The 21,384-nt window shown below is 57.6% G+C and carries 11 protein-coding genes and 6 pseudogenes; 8 read left to right on the top strand and 9 right to left on the bottom strand.

Annotation, left to right across the window (positions count from 1 at the left end; genetic code table 11):
* Nucleotides 1-251 precede the first annotated feature (251 nt).
* Entirely contained in the window at nucleotides 252-2,507 is a 2,256-nt protein-coding gene (locus EOA85_RS06400) for a S46 family peptidase (RefSeq protein ID WP_245485628.1), read from the bottom strand.
* Between the two features lie 380 nt (nucleotides 2,508-2,887).
* Between EOA85_RS06400 and EOA85_RS06390 the strand changes: the two are divergent.
* Nucleotides 2,888-3,070, top strand: a pseudogene (locus EOA85_RS06390) (ISL3 family transposase); the annotation flags it as partial.
* Nucleotides 3,071-3,073: 3 nt separating this feature from the next.
* Here EOA85_RS06390 and EOA85_RS06385 read toward each other — a convergent pair.
* A pseudogene (locus tag EOA85_RS06385) lies at nucleotides 3,074-3,400 on the bottom strand (ISL3 family transposase); the annotation flags it as partial.
* A gap of 250 nt (nucleotides 3,401-3,650) precedes the next feature.
* Here EOA85_RS06385 and EOA85_RS06380 point away from each other — a divergent pair.
* Complete coding sequence (locus EOA85_RS06380; protein WP_245485627.1) at nucleotides 3,651-3,845, top strand: hypothetical protein; 195 nt, start codon at nucleotides 3,651-3,653, stop codon at nucleotides 3,843-3,845.
* Between the two features lie 245 nt (nucleotides 3,846-4,090).
* On the opposite strand, the gene EOA85_RS06375 is transcribed toward EOA85_RS06380, so the two are convergent.
* From EOA85_RS06375 to EOA85_RS06355, 6 genes and pseudogenes are all read right to left on the bottom strand, one after another.
* Complete coding sequence (locus tag EOA85_RS06375) at nucleotides 4,091-6,010, bottom strand: potassium transporter Kup (protein ID WP_127208766.1); 1,920 nt, start codon at nucleotides 6,008-6,010, stop codon at nucleotides 4,091-4,093.
* A 586-nt stretch (nucleotides 6,011-6,596) separates the two neighbouring features.
* Nucleotides 6,597-6,701 (bottom strand): annotated as a pseudogene (locus EOA85_RS38705) (ABC transporter ATP-binding protein); the annotation flags it as partial.
* 44 nt (nucleotides 6,702-6,745) lie between these two features.
* Nucleotides 6,746-8,209 carry an MATE family efflux transporter gene (locus tag EOA85_RS06370; protein ID WP_127208765.1) on the bottom strand — a complete coding sequence of 488 codons (1,464 nt, stop codon included), beginning with the start codon at nucleotides 8,207-8,209 and terminating at the stop codon, nucleotides 6,746-6,748.
* A 5-nt stretch (nucleotides 8,210-8,214) separates the two neighbouring features.
* Nucleotides 8,215-14,685: a non-ribosomal peptide synthetase gene (locus tag EOA85_RS06365; RefSeq protein ID WP_245485626.1), complete on the bottom strand. Its 6,471-nt coding sequence runs from the start codon at nucleotides 14,683-14,685 to the stop codon at nucleotides 8,215-8,217.
* A 758-nt stretch (nucleotides 14,686-15,443) separates the two neighbouring features.
* A pseudogene (locus EOA85_RS06360) lies at nucleotides 15,444-15,909 on the bottom strand (LLM class flavin-dependent oxidoreductase); the annotation flags it as partial.
* 164 nt (nucleotides 15,910-16,073) lie between these two features.
* Nucleotides 16,074-16,604 carry a DUF6527 family protein gene (locus tag EOA85_RS06355; protein ID WP_164759511.1) on the bottom strand — a complete coding sequence of 177 codons (531 nt, stop codon included), beginning with the start codon at nucleotides 16,602-16,604 and terminating at the stop codon, nucleotides 16,074-16,076.
* Nucleotides 16,605-16,626: 22 nt separating this feature from the next.
* Between EOA85_RS06355 and EOA85_RS06350 the strand changes: the two are divergent.
* Nucleotides 16,627-16,991 (top strand): annotated as a pseudogene (locus tag EOA85_RS06350) (transposase); the annotation flags it as partial.
* A complete protein-coding gene (locus EOA85_RS37310) occupies nucleotides 16,988-17,152 on the top strand; it encodes a hypothetical protein (protein ID WP_164759513.1) in 165 nt (54 codons plus the stop codon). The pseudogene EOA85_RS06350 and the gene EOA85_RS37310, both read left to right, overlap by 4 nt.
* 470 nt (nucleotides 17,153-17,622) lie before the next feature.
* Here EOA85_RS37310 and EOA85_RS06345 read toward each other — a convergent pair.
* Nucleotides 17,623-18,047, bottom strand: a pseudogene (locus tag EOA85_RS06345) (transposase); the annotation flags it as partial.
* Nucleotides 18,048-18,127: 80 nt separating this feature from the next.
* Here EOA85_RS06345 and EOA85_RS06340 point away from each other — a divergent pair.
* From EOA85_RS06340 to EOA85_RS06330, 4 genes are all read left to right on the top strand, one after another.
* On the top strand, nucleotides 18,128-19,255 hold the full coding sequence (locus EOA85_RS06340; RefSeq protein WP_245485625.1) for a phosphoribosyltransferase domain-containing protein: 1,128 nt from the start codon (nucleotides 18,128-18,130) through the stop codon (nucleotides 19,253-19,255).
* Between the two features lie 100 nt (nucleotides 19,256-19,355).
* Nucleotides 19,356-20,441 carry a cysteine protease StiP family protein gene (locus tag EOA85_RS06335; protein ID WP_245485624.1) on the top strand — a complete coding sequence of 362 codons (1,086 nt, stop codon included), beginning with the start codon at nucleotides 19,356-19,358 and terminating at the stop codon, nucleotides 20,439-20,441.
* 84 nt (nucleotides 20,442-20,525) lie between these two features.
* Nucleotides 20,526-20,702 carry a hypothetical protein gene (locus EOA85_RS37305; RefSeq protein ID WP_164759512.1) on the top strand — a complete coding sequence of 59 codons (177 nt, stop codon included), beginning with the start codon at nucleotides 20,526-20,528 and terminating at the stop codon, nucleotides 20,700-20,702.
* Nucleotides 20,695-21,384, top strand: a 690-nt coding sequence (locus EOA85_RS06330) for a hypothetical protein (RefSeq protein ID WP_127208761.1), incomplete at its 3' end; no start/stop codon positions are given. The genes EOA85_RS37305 and EOA85_RS06330, both read left to right, overlap by 8 nt.

Here is a 21,384-nt window from a genome sequence, read left to right as displayed (position 1 = left end):
GGTGATGCTCGATCAAGTCAGGGCAACGGCGGAGCTGCTTTCGGCCGAGCCCGCCATTATGGTCGTCGGCCCGCCGCTGGGGGCAAAGGATGAGCCCGGCACCCATTTCCTTCTCCCTTTTCTCGGGGAGTGAAATCCGGTTCGGTGTGGAAAGGGAATTTTTCTAAAGGCCGGCGGAGCTGTTTTTCGCGGGCGTTGCGAAGCACGTGCCGGTTCAGTCGGCCGATCCGCCGGATCGTGGACTACCCCGCTCATGAGCGCGACGCCGGCAGCATTCCCATCTCCTGGAGCAACCAGCCAGCGCCGTCAATCTTGTCCATGGTCCAAAGCATGAAGCGACTGTCGACATGGATGGTTCGACTGCGGTCTGCGGCATATGCCCAATCGGAGATCACTCCATCGAGCGTGCCATCGAAGGCGAGACCGACGAACTCGCCGCGCCCATTCAGCGTTGCCGAGCCGCTATTGCCGTTGGTAATGTCGACCGTGGACATGAAGTCGACCGGCAAAGTGCCCAGCTCCGGCGCGACAAAGGGGCCATAATCCTTGGCCCGGATCGCGGCGACGGCGGCGGCCGGCGCATCGAACTCGCCCTTGCCAGTGTGCTTGGCCAGAAGTCCCTCGGCCGTGGTGAATGGCGTCCAGATCTGCCCGTCGCGCGTTCGTCCCGACACCTTGCCCCAGGTGATGCGCAGCGATCCATTCGCGTCGGGATACACCGGCCGGCCGATCGCCTGCCGGTAGGCGCGCAGGCCCTGCATATAGGTCGCGCGCGCCGCCTGCGCTCGGCCAGCGCGGTCCTTCGCCGCGCGCTCCGCAGCTATGTCGCCGGGATAGAGCGCGACCGCCAGCTTGATGAAAGGATCGTCCGACGCCTCGAAGGCAGCAGCCGGCTTGTCGAGCCAGCCGAGCCGCGTGGCCGTGTCGGCGAGTTTGGTTTCTGCATAAAGTCGGTCAAGGCCGATTTGGTCCAGAGCGGTTTCGAACGCAGTATCGCGGTCCTTTGCGTCCAGCCTGCGATATTCATCGAGCGCGGCCTCGAATAGCTTGCGATCGATGTCGGGCAGGTAACCGCGTTCGATCTGCGTCAGTTGATCCACGGTCTGGTTACGGTCACGATCCTGAAAGCCTTGTTCGCGGTCTTCATCGAGCTTCTCGTGCTCCTTGGCCCAGCGATACAGAGTGCGCGCGGATGAGAGCATTTGCGCGCGGTTCAGCAGCGCCTGGCGCAGCCCCTTGAGCGAGGCCCGGCTATTCTCGGCCACCATGGCACCCAGTTCGCCGATCGCAGCGCCATAGCGCGCCTGCCGCGCGGGATCGTCGGCGACCCAGTCGCGATAAGCTTTCTCCTCGATAGCCTTGCGCGCGTCGAGCCCGATCGCATTGGCCCCGGCGAGATCGCCCGCCAGCTTCTTCTTGTAATTTTCCACGCCTTGCAGGATGGAGGCGTAGCGGATCTGCGCTTCTCGATTGCCTGCCGTGGCTTGGTTTATCTGGGCCGCTTGATCCGACAGCAAATGCTGCAACAGCGGTTCGTAGTGCGCGAAGTTGAACCGGACTTCATCCGCGGTGAGGAACCGATTGGTTGCCCCGGGAAAGCCGGCGACCATCACGAAATCGCCTTCTTGCACGCCTTTAGAGGCGATGCGCAGCCAGTCCTTCGGCCGGTAGGGCACGTTGTCGCGCGCATAAGGCCGGGATGAACCATCAGGGGCGACATAGGCGCGATAAAAGCCAAAGTCGCCTGTGTGGCGCGGCCACATCCAATTGTCCGTTTCGCCGCCGAAGTTACCTATGCCGAGCCCGGGCGCATAGACGAGGCGCACGTCCTGAATTTCGAGCTTCTGCTGGAGATAGTAGGAGGCGCCGCCATAATAGGACCCTACGCCGCAGCGGCGATTGGGCTGTTCTTCACATGCGGCGATCAGCGCCTTGCGGTTCGTGTCGAGCCGCTCATAGCGGGCAAAGCCGTTCAGCTTGTCCGATACGCCCTTGAGCATGTCGGCGGTCACATTCCGCATATCCTCGATCACATAGATGCGGCTGCCGGGCACCGCGGGTAATTCCTCACCCAGGCTCTTCGCCAGAAAGCCGTTGGTGAGATAGTCTTGACTCTCCTTGCTGTTGTACTGGATGGATTCCAGCACGCAGTGATGATTGGTCGCGACCAATCCTTGCGGGCTGACGAAGGAGGCGGAGCATCCGCCCAGTGATACGATCGCGTTAAGCGGGGCAGCGTCCAGTCGGCTCAGCTGCGCGGGATCGATCTGGAGCCCATCCGCGCGCATGGCCGCGCCCACTTCCGCAGTCTGGCCCGGCATCCACATACCTTCGTGCGCCGACGTAGCGGTGACCGTCCAGAGCAAGCTCATAGCGGTTGCTTGAGCCAAACGATTCAAATTCGAGTTCATGCTGATCTCGTTCCCATTCTGTTTGTTGTTCTCCGCTGATCTGGATCGATGAGCTATCGGCTGACCGGCGTCCGCAAGCGCCTGCGCGGCAGCCACTGGGTGAAGACTGAGTGGACGGTCAACACAAAAATCTGAATGACGCTCCCCTCACATTGTATCGGTGCAACGTTTGCGGATCATCCGTTGCACTAATCGTGCCAAAGGAATAAAGCTTTCAATCGTCTGCGTGGTAAGCTGCCTTGCGTGTCCGACCTCCGACATTTGGTTGTAGACCCGACACTCTCGTCCTCGCTCGGGACGAAGCCCACTGCCGAACAGCCGTCCCCTGGCCATTAGTTGGGTTCTTCCGCAATTTGTGTGGCGCGGTGGCAGTCTCAGCAGTTCGGGGCCTGCCCTGCCGTACATTGCGCGCTTGAGGGTCTTGAGGCGGTTGATCGACCTTCGGCCTGTCCATTGCTCCAGGGCAGCTCGATGGCGCCGATGACGTTCCTTCGATGGCGATCAGCTTGGGACCCGTTCGAGATCTGGATACCGGCCACGCGATTTCGCCAGTTGTTGCCGCGGCGCTGTGCATAAAGCCAAGAGGCCTGCTGACGCCTATTCCGATCATGCGATTCGCCCGTGTTTTGCGCAGAGACATCGATGCCGTCAACAACGCGCACTCTTTCGGCCCGCCGCCAAGCTCCCAGCAGTCGCTCCAGATTGGAGAAGCTGCCGGTGTAGCCGAGTTGCTGGATGTCATGAAAAGATGCCGTCCGCAGCGGTTCCTTCCTTCCAGCATTGGGCAAGGAACGTTTCAAAGCACGATGGTGATGTGGGGTTCAATGCTGCTCGCCGCCTATCTGGCGGGCCTTGAACTTGAGCCACTTCGCTACGCTGCGACGCTCATACCGGTCCTGTCGGGCGACCTCGCTGTAGGATAGACCGTCCTGGCGTAAGGCGTAGAGCATCTCGAATATATCTTGGCGAGACTGCCTATGCGCGAGACGGGGAAGCAGGGCATCATGGGAAGATCACAACTCAGTTGATCGGATCTGTAAAATTGACGGTTTTCGGCTTGAGCACGAGAGCAGCGCCACCGGCCGTCTTCCCGAAGAGCCTCTTTGTCTTCCTAATTGGCGGATGTTAAATTTAGAGGGGTTCGGCTTGCGGGAAATTAGGGTCCCAGTGAGATACCAGGCTCCTTGTAGGAGTGCTTGCAGGAAGACCGCGATGCGGGGGCGTGGATGGATCAAGGCGTTGCGTCAGGACGAGGCGCGGCAGGTGCGTGCGCGCATTGCCGAACTGGAACGCGACCTCATGGCGACCACACCTATGGGGCGCCATCGACGTTTCGAAGCCGGACATGAACTTCGCAATGCGAAGTTCCGCCTGGAGCGTCTCGAGGAATGCATCGCAGAAATGCCAAGAAATGTTGCGGCTCGGTCAGACTGACGCGTCGGAGGAAAATCAGCGACCGAGTTGTTGAAGGATGGAGAAGGGCTACCATGCTTGGCGCATGTCGCTTCCAGGAGAAATGGGGAACCGGAATGATCGCAGGCATAAAGAGACGGCTTTGGGGCCGGAAGCTTCGGGCCTGGAACCAGACCCCAGTTGGGCGCAAGCATCGTGGCCTCTGCCCGGTCAGGCATTCACCGGCTCGGGAAATGCCAATTGATTCTGCTCAACCGCGGCATGCCCTAGATAGCCACCTGCGTTCCGATCTCGACCACACGTCCGGTCGGGATCTGGAAATACTCGGTCGCATCGGCTGCCGTGCGCGCCAACCCGATGAACAGCTTGTCCTGCCACACCGGCATGCCGGAATTGGGCGACGCCTTGAGCGAGCGCCGCGACAGGAAGAAGGAGGTCGTCATGATGTCGAACTTCCAGCCCTGCTTGCGGCAGATCGCCAGCGCACGCGGAATGTTGGGCTGTTCCATGTAGCCGAAGGTCAGCGTCACCCGCATGAACAGCTCATTGATCGTTTCCATCTTGACGCGGTCACTGTCGGGCACGACGGGCTGCTGCGCCGTCACCACCGAGAGGATGACATTCTGTTCATGCAGGACCTTGTAGTGCTTGAGGCTGTGCATCAGCGCCGTCGGCGCGCTCAGCGGATCGCTGGTCAGGAACACCGCGGTGCCCGATACCAGATGCGGCTTCTTCTTCAGCAGATTGCCGGCGAGGAAATCGAGAGGGATCTCGTTCCGGCGCGTCTTTTCGAACAAATAGCGGCTGCCGCGGATCCAGGTCCACATCGCCAGCACGATGGTGAAGGCCACCGCTAGCGAAGCCCAGCCACCTTCGAATACTTTGACGATGTTCGAGGCAAAGAAGCCGACATCGATAAACGCGAATACCACCGTCAGGGAGATGGCCAGCCAGAGCTGCCATTTCCAGATGCGGCTCATGATCACATAGAGCAGCACCGTCGTCACCAGCATGTTGCCGGTCACCGAAATGCCGTACGCCGAGGCAAGCTTGCTGGATTCGCCAAAGCCGACCACCAGCAGCATCACCACCAGCGCCAGCAGCATGTTGACGCGCGGCATGTAGATCTGGCCGGACTGTCTTTCCGACGTATGCAGGATTTCCAGGCGCGGCAGCATGTTGAGCTGCACTGCTTGCCTGGTTAGCGAGAAAGCGCCGGAGATCACCGCCTGGCTGGCGATGACGGTCGCAGCGGTGGCCAGGACGACCATCGGAATAAGCGTCCAGCCTTCGTTCATCTCGAAGAAGGGATGACCGACCACTCCGTTTTTCGCCAGCACGAATGCGCCCTGCCCGGCATAATTGAGCAACAGGCAAGGGAACACTACCGCCAGCCAGGCAAGCACGATCGGCTTGCGCCCGAAATGGCCGAGGTCGGCATAGAGCGCCTCAGCGCCGGTGACGGCGAGAAAAACCGCACCAACCGTGACGAAGGCGACTTCGGGCGAGTTGATCAGGAATGACACGAAATAATGCGGGCTGATTGCCAGCAGGATTTCCGGGTCGTCCATGATGTGGTTGAGGCCGGAAAGGCCGATGGCCAGGAACCACAGCGCGGTAACGGGCCCGAACACCAATCCTACGCCGCCGGTGCCAAACCGCTGTACCGCAAACACGATCGCCAGGATGGCCAGTGTCAGCGGCACCACATAGGGCTGGAATGTCGGCGTGACGACGTTCATGCCTTCGACCGCCGACAGTACCGAGATTGCCGGCGTAATGACTGCGTCGCCGAAAAAAAGCGCCGCGCCGACGATGCCGATGCCGAGGATCACCGCCGAGCGGGTCGGGAAACTGTTGCGCGCCAGCGCCATCAGCGACAGCACCCCGCCCTCGCCGCGATTGTCGGCGCGGAGCACGAACATGATGTATTTGATCGTCACGATGATCGTCAGCGACCAGATGATCAGCGACAGCACGCCGAGGATGTCGCCACGGTTGGCGACGTTGCCACCGGCTGATGCATGCAACGCCTCGCGAAATGCATAGATCGGGCTGGTGCCGATATCGCCGTAAACGACACCGAGTGCGCCCAGCATCAGCACCTTGGTGCTGTGCTGCTCGACCTCAGAATGGCTCGATTGTTCGACGGGTTCTGCCTCGTTACCAGCATTGGTAAGGGCCATGGACGACACTCCGATAAGCGCGCGGTGCTCTACGCTTGCTGCACTGCAATATCAAGTGCCGTAACGTAATGTCTGCCGTCATCGCCTGTCGTTGCTCGCCTTGGCAGACTCAATAGCGCGCCGGCAGAACCCTCAAGCGCCCAGATCAATGAATGGTTCTCGGCCACAGTGCCCCCCGCGATGCGACCGATGGTGACCAGGGTGTCGGGGCGCACAAGGACGGCGGTTTCCTGACGCCGTTGCTCCAGGTGTGACCGCACCGTTGCTGCGCAAGCCATTTACATGCTCGACCCTGCTCTTCGCCACGCGGTCACCCGAGCCGCGAAAGAATAGCAAAATCAGCTTCGCCGATCCATCCCGCAGCCGGCGAACGATAGCGACGTGCTCGCTCCGTCTAGGCCAAGCCGCGCATACCGCGCGATGGCCTGCCGGCCAGCCCTGACCTCGCTGCGCGCGACGCTATCTCGGCCGTCCGCCAGGACAGAACGCGTGAGAGCACACCTCCGCACATCGGAGCAGAACGGGCCCTTGTCAAATACATCCGTCAGGTATTTGAGATACGAAGACATGACAGCTGGATCGTCTCTAACGGTTGCGCGGATCCCGACAGGACAACCCTGCCCTGCTCAAGCACGAACGCGTGCTGCGCGTATTCCAGCGCCAGCATGGCGTTCTGCTCCACAATCAACACGCATGCACACATGCACAGATGCGTTCCTCATTGGATCTGACTGGTCAGCCACAGTCCTGGGCAGAACCGAAATGGTCGCCACGTTCACGCCAGCTTTTGGCCTCGACCCGATCCCCGGCTGAGCGAGTGCGCATTCCTTTGAGATCGTCGATCTGCCCGAGCATTACAAACAGAGCAATCAGCCCCGCCACCAACTCAGCAAGTGCCTGGCTGGCCAACAGTCCGTTAAAACCCCAAACGACTGGAAATAGCAGTATGGCGGGTATGAAAAGATATCCCTGCCTAGCGAGGGAAACGACCGCACTCAGACGTACTCTCCCCAGTGACTGAAGCAGGGTGATCACAACGTACTGGACACCAAAGAGGCCGAAAAAAAGATGGAATACAACACACGTAGACACGGCGATCTCGGTTACATTCTCGCTATCGCTGAAAAGCGAAACCATCGGCCGGGCAAAAACCATGACCAGGGCAGAAAAGCTGACTGAAAATGGGACGGTTATGGAAAGCATGAACTTCGCGGCCTTCTCTACCCGAGCGAAATCCTGTGCTCCGCAACTGAAACCGAGAACCGCCTGGGAGCCTATGCAGAAGCCGACAATGGGCAGTGCCCCGATTGTTAACAATCGCACGGCTATTCCCACAGCGGCAACGGAATCGTCGCCGAATGGTGCAGCAGCCCGATACAAGAGCATGAATGCAACAGCAGACAAAATACTGGTGATAGTGGCCGGCGCTCCTATGGCGGCGATCTGCTTGATGCAGTCGACGCTCAACGTAATGTAAGAAGTTCGGATACGGACAATCCCACGCTTCTTTAGGAAATATGCGATGTAGACGCCGATGGCGGCGATCTGAGACAACAGCGTCGCAAGCGCCGCTCCTCGAACGCCCAGATCCAGCAAAAATATGAAGATAGGATCGAGTACAGTATTCAGCGCGAAAGCCGTAATCATGGTCCACATGCTGAATCGTGTATTGCCCTCGGCCCTTACGATAAACCCATTGACCACGTTCAGCAGCATAACAGTGTAGCCGAACAAGAGCGTCGATGCGTACTCAAGCGCAGCCGGCATGATTGTCGGACTGGCGCCAAGCATGGCGAGAAACTCGCGCAAATGTAGAAGCAGAGCGACAGTAATCGTCCCTCCGATCGGGACAGCGAGAGCGAGTGCCAAGGTCGCACCTCGACTCGCCTCAAGCGAGTTGCCAGCGCCAAGATTGCGGGAAACGAATGATGCTGTGCCAACGCCGATCCCCTGTCCGACTGCCGTGAGCAGGACAACGATCGGCAAAGTCATGCTGACAGCGGCGATAGCCTGCGCGCCGAGTGTGCCGACAAAGATTGCATTCACGAACTGCTGAAGCGCATTGATCGACAAGCCAATAATCGAGGGAATGGCGAGTCGCATGATGAGGCGGGAAATCTTGTCGTCCGTAAAATTGATTTGTTGTGCCGGTGCAGCCATGCTTTTCTGTTGCCCCTCTTCATCGGCCCCCACCCACATTGGACTCATCCGTCGGTTGGGGATCGGCGAGACCCTTCAAATGCATTGATTGTCTGGAGCAGTTCCTGGCGCAACATAGTGCAGAGGTTGCGGGTCGTTTCGTAGCCAACTTGTCTTGGATCGTATCTCACTTCGATTTGAAGCTCACCAGCTTCGTACCCGACACGAAACCAGAAGAGATAATTCATGGCGGACTGATTCATATCTTCGCCGATCCAAAGCGAGTGCGGATCTCTGGCTAGCAGACGCCGTGGATAATGGCGTTGCAGTCGTGCTCGATAGTTCAGTCCGATCCTAGGCAACGGCAAATGATCGATCCGCTTCCGCACTGCCGGATCCCGATTCAAGAACTTCATCGCCCGAAAACCGATCCCCCGGCGCGGCTGCGCGTTGCGCTGCCGATATATTGAACGAGCGCGATCTGGAGGAGACTCCTTCTCAGTCAGATATAAGGGAAGCGGAACCAGTTCGCCGATATAGCCGATGATCTGAGACGGATCGATGTCGTCGAACAACTCACCTCTGGTCGATGTGAGGCTGTCGATCCAAAGCGAGTAATTCCCGAAAGTGCGACCAAATGCCCCTGACACAGCCGCAAGGAATATATCAAAATCCTCGCATTGCGCAGACGTCGCCGAGACATTGAGAAGTCTGGCCGTCGCCTTCTCGCCGATCGTTATGCAATATTTCGCCTGATCTTTCCAAAGTTGGCTGCAATATTCTTCATTTACCAATCCCTCCAAGCGGGCATTATGGAGCCTTCTTGCAGTTTCATCTAAAAATTCCGCTGCACCCGAGCCAGCATCGCTCACATGCATATCGAGCAGATCATGTCGAACCCCCTCCCAATATTCGAGTTCGGTTGGCGCTTCGCTATCTGCGTAATGGCCCAATCGCGCTAACCACTGAGACAGAGGCGTCGTCTCTGAATCTGCAATGGTCCCGCCCGCGGCCAGCGTAGTGTAGGCGGTTTCCAGTGCATTTAGGAACAGTCGGTACCCAGTCCCGTCAGCTACAAAGTGATGCATCAGAACAAGCAGATAGTAGTCGCCGCTCTCTGATGTCCGGAAGGCTGAAAGCCTAACAAGGGATGTCTGACCGTCAAACCGAAACCCGATTTGACGCTCTGCGCAGGCGCCTTCGATGACCGTCAGCTGTTCTGCCGTGGTCATGCCGACCAGATCTATTTCTTCCACGAGGGGATTGGGTACCGATCCGATTGCCTGAGATAGGCCGCTCTCGGTTTGGACTATTCGAAGTCTCAGTCCTTCGTGCCGACCAATGACATGAGCAAGGGCGCCTTCAAGGATTGATAGTTTCAAGAGACCCGCTGGCAGGAAGAAGAGGTCGCCAATGTTGTAGTGCTCGCCTAATCCGACAAGGCTGTTCCAAGATGAGACGGCAGGAGTCACTCGCAACAGTCCATCGGGGGCCTCAAAGGCAGAGATCGTCGTGGCTGATGCGATTTCCTTGGCCAATTCCCGAATGGTCGGCGTTCTGTACAGTTGGCCAACGGTCAAGCTCAGTCCGGCTTTACGCGCCAGTGTAACGCAACGCACGCTCAGCAGAGAATTTCCGCCGACATCAAAGAAACCGTCGTCGATCCCGATGGATTTGGCGCTCAACAGTTCTTGCCAGATCTCGGCAAGAAGTCGCTCCCGCTCCGTGCGCGGCTCAGCGGATTGGGCACTCCAAAGCTCGCGGGATGGGACAGATGAGAGGCGACGACGATCTATCTTCCCGCTCGCCGTCAGTGGCATACGATCCACCATGCGAAAATCGGATGGAACCATGTAAGATGGCAATTCCTGCCGTAAGTGATTCACAATGTCTCCTGAGGTAAGGCCATCGTGAGCTGGGACCACTATGGCCACCAGTCGGCGATCATCATCCACTCCCTGAACGACTGCGGTGGCCCTGGCAATTCCAGGATGCGCTTCAAGGGCGGTTTCGATTTCCTCCAGCTCAATTCGGAAACCCCGGAGCTTGATTTGGTTGTCCGATCGACCGCAAATCTCCAGAAGACCTTTGGCTGAGACTCGGGCGATATCGCCACTGCGATACAGAAGGCCGTATTGGCAGTCATCGTATGGATTGGGCACGAAACTTTGCTTCGTTCGCTCTCGGTCCCGCCAGTACCCCGTGCTTACGCAGCGTCCCGCGACGCAGAGTTCGCCTGCTACCCCGACGGGAACGCGCTCCAACTGTGCATTGAGCACATAGATCTTCACATTGTCGATTGGGCGCCCGACCGGCACAGCTTTGGAGCCATCGTCGGCCTCCGATGTTGCGTAGACTGCCGCATTAGACGCGCATTCTGTGGCGCCATAAAAATTCCATAGCGGCACATCTGGAAAGCACTGTCGCCAACGAGAAGGAAGCGATGGCGGCATCGGTTCAGCACTGCTTGTGACTATGCGCAAGCTGGTCGTTTCCGTATGTTGTTTTTGAGCGACGATCAGACCGGACAGAATGGGCGGGGAAGCGAATAGCCGAGTCACGCGATGCCTTATCAAGGCGCTCAACAAGAGGTCGGGGTCGAGCAATTGGTCATCGGTCAGGATAAGCGTCGGGACCCCCTTCAGTAGTCCTCCAAAATACTCCCATGCAGCGGCAACAAGTGCCGCCGACTTCTGAACAACGACAACGTCGTCGCCATCAAACGGAAAGCATCGCCACATCCAATTCAGTCGATTTAGTATTGCGGACTCAGGTATGAGAACGCCTTTCGCCTTACCCGTTGATGATGAGGTATAGATCAAGCTTGCTACACCGTTATCAGGCCGCTCGACCTCGCAGTGCAACGCTCGAGCGGGGTCGTATCTCTCCTGCAGGGATGACAAGCTAACGGACGGCACACCGAAATCGATCTCTTCGTCCGCGCGGGCGTGAATTAGGAGCTTTGCACCGCTATCTCTTACAACGTGGCTGATCCGTTCCTTCGGGTAATCTGGCGATATAGGCACGACGGTCGCCTGCATTGCCCGGATAGCCAAAGTTGTAGTGGCCACTTCAGGTGACCGGTCGATCAGCATGGCGACCATATCGCGCGGCCCTACCTCGCAGGTACGCAGAGCGGACTGGATCGCCGCCATGCGTTCGCGCAGGTGGCCGAATGTGATCTCTCCGAACTCGCCGAAATACGCCACCTGGTCGTTCTTTGCGCTGACCTGATCGAAGGCTTCCACGAGCGAAGCTTCGTTCTCATATACCTGCTCAGGGCCCCTGAGCGCGTCCAGCATGGCGACCTCCGAGGGGCACAGGCAGGTCAGGGCGACAATCGGCTCAGCCGGCCTCTCGAAACAGGCAGCAATAAGGTGGCGAAGATTGGCGGCCATGCGAGCGATCAGGTCACTTGAAAAAATGTCTTCTGCATATGCCAGTTGCAGCGCAATCTCATCGCCCTGGTCTTGCGCATACAGGGTAAGGTCGAACTTCACATAGCCTGTGTCATATTCACGAAAGGTCAGATCCAAATCGCGTTCGGCCGTTGGCTCTTGGGGTTCGGAGTACATGTTGAACATGACTTGGAAGATCGGTGACCGACCGGCTTCGCGGTACAATCGAGCGTCCCTCACCATCCAACTGAATGGATACGCCGAGTTCGCGATGGCATCGCTGACAAGGGCTTGCACATGAGTTACGTGAGCCACAAAGGACTTATTGACATCAATCGTGGTTCGAATTGGTAGCATATTGAGGAAAAATCCAACAATTTCCTCGGTGCCTGTTTTGTCGCGAACGACGTGCGGTATACCGACAATGACATCGTCCTGGCCGCTATACATCCGCAACAGGAGCTTAAAGGATGCCAACAGGATCGTGGATGTGGTGCACCTGTGCCGACGTGCAAAACCCCTCACTTGATCGGACAGTTCTTCACCAAGGGGAACCGCATGCGAGGCCCCACGGTAGGAATTCCCTTTCGGCCGGGGTCGATCACTCGCTAGCAAAAGCGCGGGTGGATTGTCGCCAATCTGCCCACGCCAGTAGCGCCGCTGCTCAACCAGCAAGTCCGGTGTAACATGTACACTTTCCCAGAGCGCATAAGCCGAGAGTGACACACGATGCCCTGGAGAGAACGGGGCAGCATTGGAGTATCTCGTTCGCAAGTCTCTGAGCAGGATGGAGATCGACCAAGCATCTATGATGATTTCGTGTGCGGTTATCAGTATTAGGTGGTCATCCGCGGCAAGGCGGATCATGCGCGCACGAAACAAATGGCCATGGCTGAGATCAAAGGCGTCGTTGAGCTCGGTCTGCCGCATCTCCGCCACAAGCTCCTCAGCGTCCTGTTGCGTAAGGTGCGTGGTGTCAACCAACTCTAAACTGGCGGAGTGCGGATCATCAAAAATCTGGACCGGCCCGTCTTCATCGCTGAAACGTGCCGAAAGCGCGTCGTGGGCCCCGACAACATCGATCCAAGCTTCATTGAAAGCAGTCAGATCCATTGTCCCTCGTATACGCAGGCCGCCCTGAATGATGTAGTTCTTCGCATCCGGATCGAGCTGCCAGAGGAACCACAGGTGTTCCTGTACCCGTGTCAGCGTTGATCGTCCGTGCTTCCGGCCCGCTGGAAGCACGTTCTGTGTCGTTCCGGATTGGCTTGATAGCGATGCCGCCAGCGACCTGACCGTCCCATTTAGCACCAGCCTGAAATCCACCTTCGCCCTGAGCTGCCTCTGCAGCTGGGCTAATACAAGCATCGCCCGGAGCGAGTCCCCACCAAGGTCCATGAACTGGTCGTTCACGCCGATACTTTTGATGCGAAGAACGCTGGACCAGATATCGCGCAGCTTTTGTTCGAGTTCCGTCTTTGGTTCCTCGAACGGATTCAGCAGCTGAGGGCGAATGGTCGTCGGGTCCGGCAAAGCCGCAAAGTCTACTTTGCCGTTTCTGGTAATTGGAATGGCATCGATATGAATGATTCGCTCCGGGACCATGTATGCAGGAAGCGTTTCGGCAACAAAGCTTCGGAGTCCACTTTCCAAGACGTCGGGAGGGGCCGATACATAGGCCACTATCCGTCTTGGCCTGAACCCTCCGTCGGCCTTGGTTATTTCTCTTGCTGTGAGCTTCACGCCTTCATTGACGGGTGCTACGGCGACGGCGCCACTTACCGAAGGATGGGTGCAGAGCCGAGACTCAATCTCTCCAAGCTCGACTCGGTGCCCCCGGATCTTGACCTGACGGTCTCGCCTGCCAAGACATTCCAGGAGGCCGTCAGCTCTGAAGCGTCCGAGATCGCCTGTCTTGTAAAGGCGCCGATGGGAGGGATGGTTGGAGAACGGGTTTCGAAAAAAAGCATCTTTGGTACGCGAGCTATCATTGATATAGCCAGCAGCGACACCGACTCCGCTGACACAGATCTCGCCGACTTCACCCGTCGTGCACAGCCGCCATCCATCGGCGACATAGACCTCAAGATTGGAGATCGGCCGGCCGATCGGCACATAGGCTTCAGATGCACTAGGCGGGACAGAAATCACATGGTGGGTAACCCCATCCGCACATTCTGTCGGGCCATAGTGATTAAGAATCGGGACTTGGGGATACAGTGCCAGCCAGGCGCGCGCCAGGGCAGGCGTCAGCGGCTCGCCGACCGTGGAGATCATGCGCAAGGCGATGAGAAGCCGCTCATCGGCCGCGAGTGTCTGCAGATACTCAACAAATATGGCAAGCACCGATGGGACGAATTGGACAATTGTAACGCCTTGTCCCTGCAGCGCCTTAAGAAGAGCGATCGGAGATTTAAGCGTGGCATCGTCTATAATCGCGACGCGGCTTCCAACGCATAGCCCTGCCAAGAGCTGCCACAGCGAGATGTCAAAGCAATGCGATGCAGTTTGAGCGATGCAGTCCTTCTCGGTCAACTCAAGCGCATCGATCTTGGCTATCAAATGGTTGTTTAGTCCGGCACGCTCGACCGTCGCACCCTTGGGCGACCCTGTCGACCCGGACGTAAACAAGATGTAAGCGGGACCGCACTCAGCCGAAGAGGGCATCGCAGGAGACGCACGGTCCCCAATCAACGCGGTCTGCACCGTCATGAATTCTCGATTGCCGTGACGGTTTTCTTGAAGCAGACCAAGGGCTTCCGGTCGCTCTTGCCCGATAATCAGAGTGCATCCGCTCTGCTCGACCATGAATGAAATGCGTAAGGCCGGTGAAGATGGGTCGAGCGGCAAATATGTTGAGCCCCCCTTCAGAATTGCGATTACTGTAGCGGCCCAATTGGGATTTCGTGCACCACAATAGCTCACTACCGCTCCCACCGCGCAGCGCTCTCGTAGAGTGCTCGCGATTCTAGCCGACATGACTCGCAGTTCACCATATGTGAGTTCCGTCGTGCCATGCGTAATCGCGATTCTGTCCGGAAACGATGCCCCGATTTCATCGATAGCCGCGATCACATCGGTGAGCCGACGTCCGACCAGCTTGTGCTTCTCACGTGAATCTTCGTTAAACATGCGCATCCAGCTCTGCGCCGCTAGCTCCGCGACACTCGAAACCTACAATTTTTGGGGCAGGCCCCGTTCTAGAGTCCAAGTTGCGCCGGCCGTCGGTGACCAAAACGAGGTCGGAATTCGGAGAAAAGCTGGGATCCATCCAAGCTTGTTCATTTCGCCTGTTGCGACTCCGATAACCCGAGTCCGCTCTTCTTGTATTGATGCAGCTGGACCAGATGGGGCATGGCCGCGACACATGTTCCGCACCAAGTTGCCCAAAATTCGTCGACGCCAGCCTGGAAGCTCGTGAGGGGCTCGCCAGGCGACCAGGTCTCCACCTTTGATCGATGGATCCGAGGCTCCATCTGCAAGACCATGTTGCTCTCCAAAGGTTGCGCCACTCTATGCGCGAGGTTGTCTTCCTCTTAGAGATGAGGCAGCCCTCACCCAATGTTGCCGCATCTCAATCAGCAAAGGCCGTGCCAGCGCGCTCAGCGCACGGGAGCGCATGATTGCGCATTGAAAACCACCACAGTGCCCAAGATGGCAGGTTGTAATGAACGTGACATGTTTTCTGATGCTGTCAGGTTTTGGACACGCATCACGCGCTTTCGCGCCGCCAGAAAAGCGTGGCCAGCTACGACGCGACCGCGCGGACCTCACCGTCTTTGACCTCGAGATCAATGTCGCTCAGCGCCTTGACGCCGCCAAAGGAAATGCCGACCCCGCTCAGAGCCAGCATCGCATTAGCCTTTGGCCGATTGGCGCGCCTGGCGCGTGTCCTCGTCATTGTATTGCACCAGATCCTCGAAGGAGGATTTCGCCCAATTGCCTTCGCCTTCCGGCGAGGCCTTGCCGGCATTCTTGACCTGATCGGCAAAACCCTGGACTGCCTCTGGGTTGGCCTTGGCGATGATCTCGTCGAGCACTGCGCGCGCCTCTGCCTCGGTCTCGCGAGCGATGGCGAAGGCATTGACGCCGATCTCGACCTTGTGGCCATTGGCCTTCGCCTTGGCACGGATGTCGTCGACCTGCTTCGCGGATCTCCTCCGGCGTGTTGCCGTTGGTGAAATACCAGTCGGAGACCCGCGAAGCCATGTCGCGCGCGGCGCGCGACGAGCCGCCCTGGAAGATCTCGGGCAAGGGCTCGATCGGCTTGGGCTTCATCGAATAGTTGGTGAAGCGGTAGAAATCGCCCTTCAGCGTGAAACTATCCTCGGTCCAGATGCCACGCAACGCTCGGATAAATTCTCTCACAGAACTTGGTTGCAACATGATCCCAGATTCATTGGCGATCGTGCCCTAGGATATCCATTCCGACCCTGCCGACGACGCGTCAATGATCGCAACTTCACCCCAAGAATTCGGATGAACTGTCCACGTCTCGAAGTGGGCTACGCGTGCTGCTACTTGGTCTAACCCAACAGAAGGCGCCGCATCCAGGCGAGAAATCCTCCCTTGCGCGGCTGCTCCGGATTGGATTCCTGCATGGACGTTTTCCGCAGGCGGTCGCGCTGAGCGTCTGCGGGGTACTCGGCGAGCCCGCGGTCAACAAGCTTGCGTGCGGCACGCGCTACGTTCCACGGAATCTCGTTGAGCTCTTCCGCGATCTCGTGCGTGGATCTGAATCTGACGGCGTCCAGAGCCGCCAAGACGTCGGCCTCAAGAGCTGCATCATAGGCCGGCTCTTGGTTGCCCATTTCAAAGCGGTCGCACCAGATAATCCGGCTTTGCCACACGATGAAGTGGCTCTTGCAGCCGCCATCGCGCCAAACGGATGGCGAGAGGCTGATCGCGTTGCCTTTGCGGTAAAGACGCCAAGCCTTTCCCGCCCGCGGATCGAGGTTGACGGAAAGAGACCCGCCACAGCCGTCCGGGCAGGCAATGAGCAGTGAACGGGGCTTTCCCCGGTGCACGAGAACGGCATCACCGAGTTCCCGCAGCAACGGATCGCCGTCGTGCCGGTGCTTTGCCAAGCACGAGACCGTGAAACATTCCAGTGGTGAGTATGTTCGCGACGCCGTCCACGTCAATTCGGTGGAGGGCTTCAACGCCCGCGTCCGCCGTACCATCGCCGGCATCTTTCATCATATCAGCCCGCAACATGCCGACCTGTATTTCCACGAGATTGGCTTCCGATGTTCGCAGCGCGTGGTGTCTGGGAGCGCCGTTCGGAAAAACCGGCATGGTCGAGAAGTCTTGAGAACCATCTGGTCGCGCGTGCGCCGGCGCTGCAACTACTGAGCGTCTTTCGCGCCGCCACGGGGCGTCAGATGCGCCGAAGCCCGGACGGCGGAATCATCATCAAATCAACCGTAGCTGCCTTTGGTTGATAAAGGCCACGTACGATTTCGCACTGCTCTTGTTCCTACCCCATGACGGCGTGAAGCGGCTGATGACCATTTCTGGTGTCGACAAGACCGTCGCGTTGGCGACGAAGGGGGTGATCGGCAGCGCGTCCCGCTTCGACGAGCCACAGAAGCTTGTAAGCTAGCTCGGGCTGAATCCCAGCGTCAGGCAGTGCGTGCCAGGGCTCGCCTGCCAGGGGCGGATCAGGAAATAGGGCCGTGGACAGCCCGCGGCATGCTCGTCGAAGCGGCTCGGGCGGCAGCACGCGCGCCGGCGCCATTCCGTGATTTCGCTTGACATACTGAAGGCGACCGACCGGTGCCGACCACATGGTGTTTCACTCCTACAAACAATACTGTCGCTATTGACCCAAACTGTCGACTATCGAACAGACGCAGCATAGCGAAACGTGTTGCATTTCGTGCGCTGCCCTCAACGCGAGAAGAAGGAAGAGCGCGACGCGAAGGTGCGCCGGCCCAACTTGAGTATCAGCGCGCGCAGCTACGTCTCAGGATGGCACCTCACTTGCACATCAACTTTGGGAAGCCGTTGTAACGGCTTTGTCCCCAACCAAAGGAGATGACATGGCAATTGGCCCAGAAGTACTGAATTGCCCTTTCGCAGCGGCTGGTGGGGATTCTCGGCACTGTTGTTGATGCCCTAGCGCGCGGTGCTCGCCATTCGGCATGACCTGCCGTTTCTCCGCTCCACGGGAACGCAGCTTGGCAGTGATGATGCTTTGCTGCCAGGCAGTCCTGATCGACAGCCCGCCACAACCAAAGTTTCTTCCCGGGGATGGTGATGAGGACTTCGTCCAGGTGCCAAACATCATTGGGGCTGGGCCGCTTTGCGCGTAGTCGTCGAACGCACTCGGGGCCGAACCTCTTCCTCCAGCGGCGGATCGTTTCACAGGAGACGACGATCCCGCGCTCCAGAATTTCCTCGACCAGGCGCAGGCCCAAAGGGACCGCTAATAAAGCCCACACCGCATGGGGGACAAGCTCGGCGGTAGAGCGCTGGCGTTTGTAGCTGGTGTGCATGAACCTGCGTCTACTCAGCGCCTCCCCACGAGAAGTTACCGCGACAACGCCCCAAATTATAAAGACCCGGGTGGGACATTTTGGACAATGCACTTAAAAAATATCTTTCTGCCGAACTCGCCCGCGGAACCATATCGGTTGAAATCGATCGCAGCCTAATGCCCCCCGATGCAATGTTCGGGTTCGCGGAGCGCATCAATCCCAAACGGTCTTTCCTGTTCGCTTCCAAGCTGCTTGGACGTCACAGTCCCGTTCGGCCTTCGCTGATGCGAAAGACGTACAAACTTCTGGCCGACCAAATTTCACCCGATCTCGAAGGGCCAATCCTGTTCATAGGCATGGCCGAAACTGCTGTCGGGCTGGGAGCGGGCGTGCACCAGCAATATTCAGAACAATATGACCGGGACGACACCGTTTACATTTGCACTACCAGGCACGCACTAGGTTTGCCCCTAATCTGTGAGTTCCAGGAGGAGCACAGTCACGCCCCAGGACATCTCGTACACTGGCCGCTCGTGCCGGGCCTGGTCTCGATGGTCAAGAACGCCCGGACGCTTGTTTTAATTGACGATGAAGCGTCGACCGGAAAAACATTCGGTAATCTGTTCGCAGCTCTGCCTGCCAGCATCAGGTCGAACCTTCGCAGTACGGTGCTCGTCACCCTTACGGATTGGTCAGATGGTGCTGCCGAACAGATGATCGCAGCCAACGTGAAGCGCGCGTCAATCCTTTCCGGGCGGTATCGCTGGGATGCAAACGGTTTGAACATCAACGCGCCGGAAGTGCCGTCTGTTGAGACAAAAAGGGGTAAAGTCATTTCGCCCGACAAGGATATCGACTGGGCTCGGCTGGGTGTCTCCCGGCACCGTCTTCAACTGGATGGTGAGGCGGCATCGTCGGGCGCTACGCTGGTACTTGGTACAGGAGAAAACGTTTGGCAGCCGTTCCTGCTTGCGGAAAAATTGGAGACGGAAGGAGCTGACGTCCACTACTCATCGGTTACCCGATCACCGATTTCAGTGGGTCACGCGATTGTAAAGAAAATCTCATTTGAGGACAATTACGGCGGGCATGTGTTCAATTATCTGTACAATGTCGCCCCGTCAGAATACGTGAAAATTCTCCTGTGCTCCGAGACGAATGAAGCGGAGATAAGTCCTATACTTATGCACTTCTTGGAACGGGCAACCGTAGTAATTCCCCAGTAAGTGGTTTCTCATTGAGACTCCTTATCATACCAACATTCCACGTGGTGTTGCAGTCGTACGCCTGAAGTTCCGGTAAGTGGCGGAGGAAGGGAAGACTTTGTTGAAGACGCAAAGTAAATTCATTTCGGGCACGTATCCCAGTACGGACGTCACGTTTCTTTTGAAGATCGTTACTTTGGAGGCAATCGACAACGCTTCGAAGGAAGCGGCGATACAGTCCGGCCTACGCCATTATTCGGAAATGATTTCTTTCGAAAGCGTGCCCGAAGCCGGCTACATGGCAATATTCTATGAAGCGATGTCAGTTGGCGCTGCGAGAATGGGACGCGAGGTAGCAGCTCTCGCGCGGTCTATCTCAAATCAAATGAACGGCCCGATCACGTTGGCGAGCCTCGTTCGGGCCGGGGTGCCTTTGGGTGTTCTCCTCAAGCGTGCGTTGTCGCGCATGGGAAAGGACGTCCAACACTTTGGCATTTCGGTCATCCGGGACCGCGGAATTGACAGCAATGCAATGCGCCACATCATTGAGCGGCGGCCCATTGAAGGCCTGCTGTTTGTTGATGGCTGGACCGGCAAAGGCGCTATCGCCACCGAGCTGGAACGGAGCTTCCATTCATTTTCTGCACAACCGCCAAAGCTGGTGGTTCTGTCTGATCCCTGTGGCCGGGCGTGGCTTGCGGCGTCGGGCGAAGACTGGCTCATTCCATCGGGAATACTCGGAAGCACCGTGTCCGGGCTGATCAGCCGTTCGATACTGAACGAGGAGGTCACAGGTCCGGAAGATTTTCACGGTACAGTCAGATGGGATCACTTGATGTCCCACGACATCTCAGCTGCTTTCGTGGACAGTGTATGGACACATGCCGTCACCGCATTGGACCGAAATATTGATCTCGCGCAGTGGACGATCAACGACCGCTCAAGCCATCAGAGACGATCGCGGCAGGCAATCAATCGAATTGCTGCAGAGTTTGCCGTTGAGAATACCAATCGGATCAAGCCAGGAATTGCGGAAGCCACAAGGGCAATTCTGCGCCGCATGCCTCAAATTGTCCTCCTGTCTTCCGGCGAAGACGCTGAGCTGGCAGCGCTGCGGCATTTGATTCGGGAGAAAAATGTCCAGTTCCAAGTCGTTCCGAAAAAAATCCAGCCATATCGCGCCATTACCTTGATCCGAAAGGTTTGAAAGCAAATACGTCGCCGTTTGAGCCAAATTTCCGCACCGTTTCAACCAGGATCGAGCGCGGGGCCGGCGTTCGATTCATGCGGCTTGCTGATCGGCGTCGTGACTGCAATTCTTGTTAGCGGACAGAATGTCACTTTTGCGATTAAAACAGGGCTGGCCGTCGCTTTGAGGGAAGCGGTTGGCCTAGCTGTGAACGCAAAACAAAAGTCATCTGCCCGGGATCTTTCCGAGTTGACGAAAACGGATTCCAAACATGTATGACGGATCAAGTGCAATGTCTGATCAACCCGCCAAATTCGCAGATCATGCCATGCAGCCAATCGTCTTTGCCGATCTGGATGATACATTGTTCCAAACGCGCGCAAAGTGTCCGAAAGGCAGCCAGCATAAACTAGCGCTAGCTGCGATCTCCTCGAACGGACATCATTCCATGATGACCCCGCGGCAGGTTGCGATAATCGATTGGCTGCTGAGTACGTCACAAGTCATTCCCGTCACGGCACGTGGCACAACGGCCTACGGGAACGTCAAGATCGCATTCAACAGCTATGCAATTGTTGCCAACGGCGCTGTCATCCTTAAACCGGACGGTGCGCATCTGAAGGAATGGCACGATGTCATTTCTAAGGAACTGATCCCTCACAGGGAGGCACTGAACAAGGTACTTGAAATAGGTCGGCAAGGAGCCGAAGCTGGCAAAATGTCTGTTCGTTCGTGGATCGTTGAAGAAATGGAGATGGCCACATACGCAGTCTTCAAAGAAAACAACGGTGATGGCAAGAGGCTGGCGGAACTGAAATTCGAGTTCGACGATGCGGGTTGGATACGGCATCACAACGGAAACAACTTCGCGCTCATTCCCCCGCCGGTTTCAAAGCGCCGGGCAGTAGAATTCCTCTTGAAGAAACTCCGCTCGGAGTCCGGAGATAGGCCAGCGATCGGA

The organism is Mesorhizobium sp. M5C.F.Ca.IN.020.29.1.1, assembly GCF_003997375.1.
In the GTDB taxonomy this organism is placed as follows: domain Bacteria; phylum Pseudomonadota; class Alphaproteobacteria; order Rhizobiales; family Rhizobiaceae; genus Mesorhizobium; species Mesorhizobium wenxiniae.
The sequence above is the reverse complement of the archived record's forward strand: the minus strand, read 5'-3'. Positions and strand labels throughout refer to the sequence as shown.

Bases quoted from the DNA above. Each gene is read 5' to 3' on its own strand.
- EOA85_RS06375 (WP_127208766.1), bottom strand. From the start codon at position 6,010: ATGGCCCTTACCAATGCTGGTAACGAGGCAGAACCCGTCGAACAATCG.
- EOA85_RS06370 (WP_127208765.1), bottom strand. From the start codon at position 8,209: ATGTGGGTGGGGGCCGATGAAGAGGGGCAACAGAAAAGCATGGCTGCA.
- EOA85_RS06365 (WP_245485626.1), bottom strand. From the start codon at position 14,685: ATGCGCATGTTTAACGAAGATTCACGTGAGAAGCACAAGCTGGTCGGA.